Genomic DNA, 11,496 nt, shown 5'->3' with positions numbered 1-11,496 from the left:
CGCGGTTTAAATCGCGATTTTTTTATAATTTCTCGTTAACAAAGCGGACAAACTGATTCCACCAAACTTTTAAGAAGAAGGCTTTTTCCATTTTCTTGTCTGCAACCATTTCGAAACTAGGGTGCTCTGTGGTGATGTAACCTTGACCAATCAAGTCCTTGTCTTCATAAGTTAAATGGCCAACCACTGTTCCAGCTTCAAGTGGTGCTGGGATTGCTTTGGAATCAGGTGTGAATTGAATAGATTGAGAAGATTGATTCCCGACACGTTCAATTAGATAGATATCCTCTGGAGCCACTGCAGTGACCGTATCTTCTTTTCCATCTTGTACAGGGGCTTTGCTATCTTGATAGGCATCGCCTTGCTGAACGATTTTGCGAAGTGTAAATGTAGAAGAAATATAATCCATTAGGGAAGATGTAGCTGTAAATCGAGCGTAAGGATTATTGTCTTGATGGTCTGCATTTAAAACAACTGTGATAACCCTCATCCCTTTTTCGACAGTAGTACCAACAAAAGATTCTCCAGCCTTATCTGTTGTTCCTGTTTTCAGTCCATCAAAACCACCACGGTAAGCAGGCATACCTTCTAACATGTAGTTGGTCGAAGTGATTGTCATTCCAGCAAAAGTAGAAGAAGGTTTTTTGGTGATTTCCAAGACTTGTGGGTATTTTTTGATGAGGTTACGAGCAACAATAGCAACATCATAAGCACTGAGCTTGTTTTCATCATCTTTTTTTGAGCCCGGGTAAATATTATCTCCTAGAGTCTCGTTGTTCAGACCAGTTGTATTGACAACAGTAGCATCTTTGATTCCCCATTCCAAGAGTTTGGCACGCATCATATCGACGAAGTCTTTCTCTGAGCCAGCAATTTTCTCAGCTAGGGCAATAGCGGCGCTGTTGGCACTAGATACCAGAGTTGCTTCAAGTAACTCTTCGACAGTATAATTACGGGCCTCCATAGGAACATTACTGGCTTCAGAATTTGTCGTCAATTGATAAGGATAGTCAGAAATATCTACAGGAGTGGAGAGGGTAATACTTCCCTTTTCCAGAGCTTCATAGACTAGATAAACCGTAATCAATTTTGTTATAGAAGCAATTTCGACTGGTTGAGTCGCATCCTTCTCATAGAGAATTTTACCAGTATTTGCCTCAACAGCAATGGCATGTTTTGCAGCAATGGTAAAATCTTGAGCAGCAACAGTAGAAGCACCTCCTAAAAGGGAGACAGTTAATAAAGTTAAAAATATTTTTTTCATAGTAGTCTTATTCTATCATAAAGAAAAAAAATATTCTTGCTTTAATAATTCATCCGTTAAGCTTTTTGAAAATATGGTAAAATAGAGTGAGGGAGGTAACTCATGTTTCGTAGAAATAAATTATTTTTTTGGACCACAGAAATTTTACTCTTAACCATCATCTTTTACCTATGGAGACAGATGGGGTCTTTGATTAACCCTTTTGTTAGCGTGCTTAATACAATTATGATTCCATTTTTATTAGGGGGCTTTCTTTATTATTTGACAAACCCTATTGTTACTTTCTTAAATAAAGTCTGTAAACTCAATCGTTTACTTGGTATTTTAATTACCTTGTGTGCTTTGGTCTGGGGAATGGTCATAGGTGTTGTCTATCTCTTACCTATTTTGATTAATCAGTTATCTAGCTTGATTATATCTAGTCAAACTATTTATAGTCGAGTACAAGACTTACTCATAGACTTATCTAATTATCCTGCGCTCCAGAATTTGGATGTAGAAGCTACAATTCAGCAGTTAAACTTATCCTATGTTGATATTCTTCAAAAGATCCTAAATAGCGTATCAAATAGTGTGGGGAGCGTCTTGTCAGCTCTTATCAGTACTGTTTTGATTTTGATTATGACTCCAGTTTTTTTGGTTTATTTCTTACTAGATGGACATAAATTCTTGCCCATGCTTGAAAGAACGATTCTAAAGAGGGATCGTTTGCATATTGCAGGCCTCTTAAAGAATTTGAATGCGACGATTGCTCGCTATATTAGTGGAGTTTCGATTGACGCAATCATTATAGGTTGTTTAGCTTATATTGGCTATAGTATTATTGGTTTAAAATATGCTTTAGTTTTTGCTATTTTTTCTGGTGTAGCCAATTTAATTCCTTATGTGGGGCCAAGTATTGGTTTGATTCCTATGATTATTGCAAATATATTCACTGATCCCCATAGAATGCTGATTGCAGTGATTTATATGCTTGTTGTTCAGCAGGTAGATGGCAATATCTTATATCCTCGAATCGTAGGAAGTGTTATGAAGGTTCATCCAATCACGATTTTAGTTTTACTTTTGTTGTCAAGCAATATCTATGGTGTAGTTGGAATGATTGTCGCAGTGCCAACCTATTCTATCTTAAAAGAAATTTCTAAGTTCTTATCCCGTTTGTATGAAAATCATAAAATAATGAAAGAACGAGAAAGAGAATTAGCTAAGTAAAAGTCAGGAGACCCCTGATTTTTCTTTACTGGAAGTGGCCTTTAGATTAGAAGATTGAAAATAAGTTAAAGTCCTAAACTAATTTTCACAGCTAAGAATAGTAGAAGTTAATCTGATAAAAATCGAAAAACCAGTGGAATTCCGTGTCAGGGTAAGTTCCACTGGTTTTCATAGTCTATTAAAGTTTGAATGAAATTTATTTATTTTAGCACAACAAGTAAAACGTAGTCCGAATAATATAAGGATTGATTTTATAGTTTTTAAACTCAAATGAATTGAAATAAAGAGAGTAGGAAAATTCTCATCTGAAAGTATTTTAGAATAATTTTCTTAGTGAATTTCTTCAAAACAGATAGCTTTATCTTAGGTATGTGTTAATTGGATTTCGTAAGTTCTATTCACAATCGTAAAGTTATGCACTGAGAAAGTTGTAGTTAGTCTCCCAGTTTGCTAAATTTCTCGAATAGTATCTTTTTTAGGTAAGTGATTTCCTTTTTGCATTTTTGAGTTAGATAAGGTATAATGGTTTTATTGTCTTTTGGGGTCGTTACGGATTCGACAGGCATTATGAGGCATATTTTGCGACTCGTGTGGCGACGTAAACGCTCAGTTAAATATAACTGCAAAAAATAACACTTCTTACGCTCTAGCTGCCTAAAAACCAGCAGGCGTGACCCGATTTGGATTGCTCGTGTTCAATGACAGGTCTTATTATTAGCGAGATACGATTAAGTCTTGTCTAGCGGCTTGATAAGAGATTGATAGACTCGCAGTTTCTAGGCTTGAGTTATGTGTCGAGGGATTGTTAAAATAATACATAACCTATGGTTGTAGACAAATATGTTGGCAGGTGTTTGGACGTGGGTTCGACTCCCACCGGCTCCATTATTCCTTTGCATTCTTTTGCATTCCTTGGTAAAACGTTGTTAAATCAACGTTTTTTATTTTTATCTTTGGTATTCCTTGGTATTCTTTTGCAAAAAAAGATACAACATTTTGTTGTATCCTAAATATTAAATCAAGTCCTGAATTTTCTTAAGTTTTTATCATATTTTCTGTTATAATTAAGGTGCCTTAAGAAAAATAATGAAAAAACTAAATGTTTTTCATATAGTTTTCATTGTTTTAATAGTTTAAAGTCAATCTTATTTTTCTCTAATAGAAAATAATGAAAAAGTAGGTTTAGAAAGAGGTAAGTATCTATGTCTTCTCATAAAAAAGTGTCACTCTCTGAGATTAATCAATCTATCGATACTCCAAATAACAATCATTTCTGGCAAAATTTAAAGGCCTTTTTAGGTCCGGGTGCTCTTGTCGCAGTTGGTTATATGGATCCAGGAAACTGGATTACCAGTGTAGTCGGTGGTGCTTCCTATAAGTATAGTCTCTTGTTTGTTATCTTGATTTCATCTCTCATTGCCATGCAACTTCAGCAGATGGCAGGAAAGCTTGGTATTGTAACCCAGATGGACCTGGCTCAAGCAACGGCTCATCATTCACCTAAATGGCTTCGTTATAGTCTATGGGTGATTTTAGAATTAGCCTTGATGGCGACAGATCTGGCAGAAGTTCTAGGTTCAGCGATTGCTCTCAATCTTCTCTTTAAGATTCCGATTATGATAGCCATCCTCTTGACCGTGTTGGATGTTTTTCTCTTATTGCTTCTGATGAAATTTGGCTTTAAGAAGATTGAAGCTATTGTGACAACACTGATTTTAACCATTCTAGCAATTTTTACCTATCTTGTAGCCTTGTCACATCCAAGCTTCCAAGGAATCGTTGAGGGTTATCTACCGAATGCAACCTTATTTGAAAGTCCTTTGCCAGGGCATGAAAGTCAATTAACCTTGGCACTAGGGATCGTGGGAGCAACTGTTATGCCTCATAACCTCTATTTGCATTCATCCTTGTCACAGACTCGTAAAATCAATCACAAGGACAAAAATGATGTTCGAAAAGCCGTACGCTTTATGACCTGGGATTCTAATCTCGAGTTATCCTTGGCCTTTGTCGTTAACTCCCTTCTTTTGATCTTAGGAGCGGCTCTCTTTTTCGGCCATGCATCCGAGATTTCTGCCTTCTCTCAAATGTATAATGCCTTGCAGGATTCTACTATTGCAGGAGCTATAGCTAGCTCGACCTTATCAACCTTGTTTGCCTTGGCTTTATTAGCCAGTGGTCAGAATTCGACAATTACGGGTACCTTGACTGGACAAATCGTTATGGAAGGTTTCTTGCATATGAGATTGCCTCAATGGTTCATTCGTTTGGCGACTCGCCTCTTTGCCTTGCTACCTGTCATGATAGTTGCAGTTCTGTTTGGTCATCAGGAAAAAACCTTGGATCAGTTATTGGTCTATTCACAGGTCTTTCTTTCAATCGCTCTTCCGTTTTCAATCTTCCCTTTGATTTATTTAACTTCTAAGAAATCACTGATGGGAGAATTTACCAATGCCAAATGGAATACCATCCTTGGCTATATCGTTTCCATTATCTTAACAATTCTCAATGTGAAATTGTTATTTGATATTTTCTAAGAAATTCACCCGAGTTATAAAACAAGCATATAAGAAAAAAGATACCCAAGATTTCTTGGGTATCTTTTTTAAAATAAACGGAAGACATGGGATTCGAACCCACGCACGCTGTTACACGCCTACCGCGTTTCCAACACGGCCTCTTAAGCCTCTTGAGTAATCTTCCAATACTTACTCAAATAGTCTACCATAAAGATACTTATCTTGCAATAAAAATTCTGTAAATAAGAAAAATGATAGAATTTGAAAGAAAATGATAAAAAATGCTTGACTTTAAAAGAAAGTGTGATAGAATGAATAGTGTAAATGATAACAGGAGGTGATTCGGTGTTAAAAACAGAGCGGAAGCAACTGATTTTAGAGGAGTTAAATCAACATCATGTAGTTTCTCTAGAGAAATTAGTTAGTTTGTTAGAAACGTCAGAATCAACGGTTCGAAGAGACTTGGATGAGTTGGAAGCAGAAAACAAGCTTCGTCGTGTGCATGGTGGAGCAGAATTGCCCCATTCCTTGCAGGAAGAAGAAACCATTCAAGAAAAATCTGTCAAAAACCTTCAGGAAAAGAAGTTGCTGGCTCAGAAAGCAGCCTCTCTCATCAAGGAAAAAGATGTCATCTTTATCGATGCTGGAACAACAACTGCCTTTTTGATTCATGAATTGGTCAATAAGAATGTTACAGTCGTGACCAACTCCATTCACCATGCTGCTCAGTTGGTTGAAAAGCAGATTCCAACGGTCATGGTTGGAGGAAGTGTTAAGATGGCAACAGATGCTAGCATCGGGGGCGTGGCTCTTAACCAGATTAACCAATTGCACTTTGACCGTGCCTTTATCGGGATGAATGGTGTTGACGATGGTTATTATACGACTCCTGATATGGAGGAGGGAGCTGTGAAGCGAGCTATTTTAGAGAATGCCAAACAGACCTATGTCTTGGTTGATTCGTCTAAAATTGGACAAACTTGCTTTGCCAAGGTAGCACCACTCAAACGAGCTATTGTTATCACAAGTCAAGGGCATGAGCTCTTGCAGACTATTAAGGAGAAAACGGAGGTAATAGAAGTATGATTTATACAGTCACACTTAATCCATCCATTGACTATATCGTTCGTTTGGACCAAGTCCAAGTCGGTAGTGTCAATCGAATGGATAGTGATGATAAGTTTGCTGGTGGGAAAGGAATCAATGTCAGTCGTGTCTTGAAACGCTTAGATGTTCCCAATACAGCAACTGGATTTATCGGTGGTTTTACTGGTAAATTTATCACAGATACTCTGGCAGAGGAAGAAATCGAGACACGTTTTGTCCAAGTAGCAGAAGATACTCGCATCAATGTCAAGATTAAAGCAGACCAAGAAACAGAAATCAACGGAACGGGTCCAACTGTTGAACCAGCTCAGTTAGAAGAATTGAAAGCTATTTTATCTAGTCTGACAACAGAAGATACGGTTGTGTTTGCAGGTTCAAGTTCTAAAAACCTAGGTAATGTCATCTACAAGGATTTAATTGCCTTGACGCGCCAGACTGGTGCGCAAGTGGTTTGTGACTTTGAAGGACAGACCTTGATTGATAGTTTGGAATACCAACCGCTCTTGGTCAAACCAAATAATCATGAACTTGGAGCAATTTTTGGGGTTAAACTCGAAAGTTTAGATGAAATTGAGAAATATGCTCGTGAGTTACTGGCTAAAGGTGCTCAAAACGTCATTATCTCTATGGCTGGGGACGGTGCCCTTCTTGTCACATCTGAGGGAGCTTACTTCGCTAAACCAATCAAAGGAACAGTCAAAAATTCTGTCGGAGCTGGCGATTCTATGGTCGCTGGATTTACAGGTGAATTTGTCAAAGCAAAAGACGCAGTAGAAGCCTTCAAATGGGGAGTAGCTTGCGGAACGGCAACCACCTTCTCGGATGACTTGGCAACGGCAGAATTTATTAAAGAAACATATGAAAAAGTTGAGGTAGAAAAACGATGAAAATTCAAGACCTATTGAGAAAAGATGTCATGTTGCTGGATTTGCAGGCAACTGAAAAAACAGCTGTCATCGACGAGATGATTAAAAGTTTGACAGACCACGGTTATGTAATAGATTTTGAAACATTTAAAGAAGGAATTTTAGCGCGTGAAGCCTTGACTTCTACAGGTTTGGGTGAGGGGATTGCTATGCCTCACAGCAAGAACTCTGCTGTCAAAGAAGCAACAGTTCTCTTTGCTAAGTCAAACAAGGGTGTTGACTACAAGAGCTTGGACGGGCAACCAACTGATCTCTTCTTCATGATTGCTGCTCCAGAAGGTGCCAATGACACCCACTTGGCAGCCTTGGCAGAATTGTCTCAATACTTGATGAAAGACGGTTTTGCAGACAAACTTCGTCAAGTAACATCAGCTGACCAAGTCATTGAACTCTTTGACCAAGCTTCAGAAAAAACTGAGGAACCTGTTCAAGCGCCTGCCAATGAATCTGGTGACTTTATCGTTGCTGTTACAGCTTGTACAACAGGTATTGCCCACACTTACATGGCCCAAGAAGCTCTTCAAAAAGTGGCTGCTGAAATGGGTGTTGGAATTAAGGTCGAAACCAACGGTGCCAGTGGTGTTGGTAACCAACTAACTGCTGAAGATATCCGTAAGGCTAAAGCTGTTATCATTGCAGCAGACAAGGCCGTTGAAATGGATCGTTTCGATGGCAAACCATTGATCAATCGTCCGGTTGCTGACGGTATCCGTAAGACAGAAGAATTGATCAACTTGGCTATTTCAGGAGATGCTGAAGTCTACCGTGCTGCTAATGGAGCCAAAGCTGCAACAGCCTCTAACGAAAAACAAAGCCTTGGTGGCGCCTTCTACAAACACTTGATGAGTGGTGTCTCTCAAATGTTGCCATTCGTTATAGGTGGTGGTATCATGATTGCCCTTGCCTTCTTGATTGACGGTGCTTTGGGTGTTCCAAATGAAAATCTTGGTAGTCTTGGTTCCTACCATGAACTAGCTTCTATGTTCATGAAAATTGGTGGTGCAGCCTTTGGCTTGATGCTTCCAGTCTTTGCAGGTTATGTTGCCTACTCTATCGCTGAAAAACCAGGTTTGGTAGCAGGTTTCGTGGCTGGTGCTATTGCCAAAGAAGGTTTTGCATTTGGTAAAATTCCTTATGCTGCAGGTGGTGAAGCAACTTCAACTCTTGCAGGTGTCTCATCTGGTTTCCTAGGTGCCCTTGTGGGTGGATTTATCGCAGGTGCTTTGGTTCTTGCTATCAAGAAATACGTTAAAGTTCCTCGTTCACTTGAAGGTGCTAAGTCAATCCTTCTCTTGCCACTTCTTGGAACAATCTTGACAGGATTTGTCATGCTAGCTGTTAATATCCCAATGGCAGCAATCAACACTGCTATGAATGACTTCCTAGGCGGTCTTGGAGGCGGTTCAGCTGTCCTTCTCGGTATCGTCCTTGGTGGAATGATGGCTGTCGATATGGGTGGACCAGTTAACAAAGCTGCCTATGTCTTTGGTACAGGTACGCTTGCAGCAACTGTTTCTTCAGGTGGTTCTGTGGCTATGGCAGCAGTTATGGCTGGAGGAATGGTGCCACCACTTGCAATCTTTGTCGCAACTCTTCTTTTCAAAGATAAATTTACTAAGGAAGAACGCAACTCTGGTTTGACAAACATCATCATGGGCTTGTCATTTATCACTGAGGGAGCAATTCCATTTGGTGCCGCTGACCCAGCTCGTGCGATTCCAAGCTTCATCCTTGGTTCAGCAGTAGCAGGTGGCCTCGTTGGTCTTACTGGTATCAAACTCATGGCGCCACATGGAGGAATCTTCGTTATCGCGCTTACTTCAAATGCTCTTCTTTACCTCGTTTCTGTCTTGGTAGGAGCAATTGTAAGTGGTGTGGTCTATGGTTACCTACGCAAACCTCAAGCAGTGAAATAAAAGGGAACTATATACCAGTTTAAACTAACCACAAACTGTAGTATTTCAACAATATCGAAAAAGACGATTTCCGTTTGGAAATCGTCTTCTCACTATTTCAATAGTTCATACTCAAATAATTTACTTTCAAGTTCATTTTCGTAGTATTCAGCTAACCTTGTTTTAAGTTCTTTTAGTTTAGTGTTAACTTTTTCATTGTTGAATATCTTTTTATCATTACCATCTTTGTATGATGTATTTATGTCCAATTCAATTTGATAAGTACCATAATTGTATTTTGGATTATATTCTTGAGTATTTTTAGCTAGTTCAAGTAATTCATCGAAGACACCTAGCAACATTAAGTCAGTTCTATCAAGTTTTCCATATTTTTCTTGTTGGACCAATTCTTTACGAACTAGAGAGTTCTCATCTAGGCACATTTCGTTATTATAAAACTTTCCATCAGAACCATCAAAGCTCAAACAATGGTTTTTTTGAGAGATACAAGTCCATAATGTAGCTTTTCTAAGAAAATCTGTATCCTCTGTATACAAATCCCCTTTATCAGCAGTTGTATAGTAAACATCCCTTTCATACCAGTTTTTTTGAGGGTATTGCTTGGCAACAAACAAAGCAGTTTGCTCTGCGTAATTATTTGTTCTAACTTGACTACCTCGTCCATGATAAATAGCAATTCTAGTCATTCTTATGTCCTGCGGAGTAGTACCAAAACCACTGGCTTCTATAACCGCTAAAATATTGTCATTATAAACAGGTTTTCCATAGCTTTTTAATGGCACTTCTTTACCATCGTAGCCAGTAGCAATTTTAGATAACACATCTGTTTTTAACTTTTTAGAATAGTATTCTCCTAGCGTTTTGTATACTTTTTTTATAGTGACATGCTTCACATCTTTAAGAATAGCATCCTCAGGTACATCAATGACTGTCGCTCCTTTCCCAGTTCCCCATTTTTTATTATCTCTCCATATTTCTTTAGCAGTTACAGTAATACTTTCAGTTTCGTTATCTTGATCGTTTTTCCAAAGTGCTACCAAAACGGAACTTTCTTGTGCTTTAAAGTTCCCTCTGTTTGCTAGAAAACCATCAATAAAGATTTTTTGCATCAGACCAACTGATTTCCAATACTTAACAGGAGCAAATAAAATATAATAGTCGTTTTCATCTCTCATAAAGTATTTTTCAAAAGACCAAACGAATTGATTTAGCAAATCTTTTGCATGGTTACTATCACCAACAAATTCATCGGACATCAATTTCCTTATATGGCTAGATTTATCTATCGATTTAACATTTCCTTCTTGAGCACGAGCTAATTCGCTAGAATAAGGGGGATTTTCAAAACCAATAATCGCAACATTTTTGTCATCTATGACTTCTTGTAATGTATTATGTTTTCCATCTGTTTCCATTGGAATTGATAAAAACTCTTGTGCTAAGGCATCCCCACCTGTTACTAAGTTTCCCTTGTTTGCTTGTACCATTGAAAGTGGTGGTATGATAGCTCGTACCTTCCCAATATATTTGTTATACAAAACAAGCCATTCTTTTATTTCATAAGTATTCAAGATAACATGGCTTAACTCTTCTTCAGTTAAATAGTACTCTAATGCTCCTGTACCAGCACATCTATCTAAAATAACATAGTCCATACCTTTAGGAAGACTGCTAATAGCTTGACGAACAAGTTTAGTTGCTTCTTTAACATAAGGTAATGGTGTATAAAAGGCTCCTAAATCTTTTCTATTTGCAGGGTCATTTAATGCGTCCATCACGGTGTCAAAATCGCTTTCGTCTCCACACCAAGGTAAGATATAGTTTTCGACTATTGAATTAGATGGTTGTTTGAGCATCTCAAACATTTGAGATTTTGTTGTTGTTTTATCGTGGCGGTATATGTAGTTAGCCCACCCTAAAATGTTTGGAAAATCAATTTCAAACTTTTGATACTTGTCTATTTGGAATAATTCACGCAATTCACGATTTTTAGGGCTATTTGGTTGAAAAACATCAAATTCAATTACTTTTTCAGGATTAGTAGCATCTTTTAAAGTCTTCTGATTGACATTTTTTGATGCACTATTTGTATAATTTTGTAAAATTTCTAAACGATATTGAGTTGCATCATAAACACTAGCACGATTTTTATTAATATCAACTAAAACGATTTTGCTTGGTATAGGAATACCACCTTTAATTCTTAATTTAGACAGATAGTGGATAGCTTGAACAAGCACAGCATTAAGATCAGCAATGCTATTTTTAAATTCAAACAGAGCTCCGTTAATGATACCATCAGTATTTTCGATTAAAATATCTTTTTCATCAAAACCGAAATTTCTCCAGAAAAATAAATTGTCAGCTCTTTCATTTCCAGATTGCCAACTTCTATCAATAGCTAGAGGTGTCATTTTACACCTCCAACAATCAGCTCATGGAGTTGATAAATAACAGAAAAGACTTCCTCACAAAAATGTGAAAAAGCCTGTTTTAGTGCTTGACAAAAAACACGTCCGATTACATAATCAGCGTGAGCTGTGAGCTGTGAG

7 protein-coding genes, 1 tRNA gene and 1 other RNA gene are annotated in these 11,496 nt (G+C 37.9%); 6 read left to right on the top strand and 3 right to left on the bottom strand.

Annotated features, from left to right (window positions below; genetic code table 11):
• Positions 1 to 22: 22 nt before the first annotated feature.
• Positions 23 to 1,264 carry a D-alanyl-D-alanine carboxypeptidase PBP3 gene (pbp3, locus tag HT736_RS06400; RefSeq protein ID WP_172930859.1) on the bottom strand — a complete coding sequence of 414 codons (1,242 nt, stop codon included), beginning with the start codon at positions 1,262 to 1,264 and terminating at the stop codon, positions 23 to 25.
• 102 nt (positions 1,265 to 1,366) lie between these two features.
• Between pbp3 and cozE the strand changes: the two genes are divergently transcribed.
• From cozE to HT736_RS06385, 3 genes are all read left to right on the top strand, one after another.
• Positions 1,367 to 2,476: a cell elongation protein CozE gene (gene cozE / locus HT736_RS06395; RefSeq protein WP_172930858.1), complete on the top strand. Its 1,110-nt coding sequence runs from the start codon at positions 1,367 to 1,369 to the stop codon at positions 2,474 to 2,476.
• 540 nt (positions 2,477 to 3,016) lie between these two features.
• Positions 3,017 to 3,364, top strand: a transfer-messenger RNA (tmRNA) gene (ssrA, locus tag HT736_RS06390).
• A gap of 314 nt (positions 3,365 to 3,678) precedes the next feature.
• Positions 3,679 to 5,013, top strand: coding sequence for an Nramp family divalent metal transporter (locus tag HT736_RS06385; RefSeq protein ID WP_000094595.1), 1,335 nt, complete (start codon positions 3,679 to 3,681; stop codon positions 5,011 to 5,013).
• A 78-nt stretch (positions 5,014 to 5,091) separates the two neighbouring features.
• On the opposite strand, the gene HT736_RS06380 is transcribed toward HT736_RS06385, so the two are convergent.
• A tRNA-Ser gene (locus tag HT736_RS06380) sits at positions 5,092 to 5,179 on the bottom strand.
• A 161-nt stretch (positions 5,180 to 5,340) separates the two neighbouring features.
• Here HT736_RS06380 and HT736_RS06375 point away from each other — a divergent pair.
• The 3 genes from HT736_RS06375 to HT736_RS06365 are packed head-to-tail and all read left to right on the top strand — an operon-like array spanning position 5,341 to position 8,944.
• Positions 5,341 to 6,081, top strand: coding sequence for a DeoR/GlpR family DNA-binding transcription regulator (locus HT736_RS06375; RefSeq protein WP_172930857.1), 741 nt, complete (start codon positions 5,341 to 5,343; stop codon positions 6,079 to 6,081).
• A complete protein-coding gene (pfkB, locus tag HT736_RS06370; RefSeq protein WP_172930856.1) occupies positions 6,078 to 6,989 on the top strand; it encodes a 1-phosphofructokinase in 912 nt (303 codons plus the stop codon). The genes HT736_RS06375 and pfkB overlap by 4 nt, the downstream gene beginning before the upstream one ends.
• Positions 6,986 to 8,944, top strand: a complete 1,959-nt coding sequence (locus HT736_RS06365; protein WP_172930855.1) for a fructose-specific PTS transporter subunit EIIC — start codon at positions 6,986 to 6,988, stop codon at positions 8,942 to 8,944. The genes pfkB and HT736_RS06365 overlap by 4 nt, the downstream gene beginning before the upstream one ends.
• A gap of 92 nt (positions 8,945 to 9,036) precedes the next feature.
• On the opposite strand, the gene HT736_RS06360 is transcribed toward HT736_RS06365, so the two are convergent.
• Positions 9,037 to 11,358, bottom strand: coding sequence for a hypothetical protein (locus tag HT736_RS06360; protein WP_000188013.1), 2,322 nt, complete (start codon positions 11,356 to 11,358; stop codon positions 9,037 to 9,039).
• Positions 11,359 to 11,496 lie beyond the last annotated feature (138 nt).

It is taken from the genome of Streptococcus sp. 339 (genome assembly GCF_013277285.1).
In the GTDB taxonomy this organism is placed as follows: Bacteria; Bacillota; Bacilli; order Lactobacillales; family Streptococcaceae; genus Streptococcus; species Streptococcus pseudopneumoniae.
Note: the sequence above shows the minus strand (reverse complement) of the source record. Positions and strands in the feature narration are given on the sequence as shown.

What these genes read in the sequence shown, in the direction of transcription:
- pfkB (WP_172930856.1), top strand. Translation starts at nt 6,078, where the DNA reads ATGATTTATACAGTCACACTTAATCCATCCATTGACTATATCGTTCGT.
- HT736_RS06365 (WP_172930855.1), top strand. Translation starts at nt 6,986, where the DNA reads ATGAAAATTCAAGACCTATTGAGAAAAGATGTCATGTTGCTGGATTTG.
- cozE (WP_172930858.1), top strand. Translation starts at nt 1,367, where the DNA reads ATGTTTCGTAGAAATAAATTATTTTTTTGGACCACAGAAATTTTACTC.
- HT736_RS06385 (WP_000094595.1), top strand. Translation starts at nt 3,679, where the DNA reads ATGTCTTCTCATAAAAAAGTGTCACTCTCTGAGATTAATCAATCTATC.
- HT736_RS06360 (WP_000188013.1), bottom strand. Translation starts at nt 11,358, where the DNA reads ATGACACCTCTAGCTATTGATAGAAGTTGGCAATCTGGAAATGAAAGA.
- pbp3 (WP_172930859.1), bottom strand. Translation starts at nt 1,264, where the DNA reads ATGAAAAAAATATTTTTAACTTTATTAACTGTCTCCCTTTTAGGAGGT.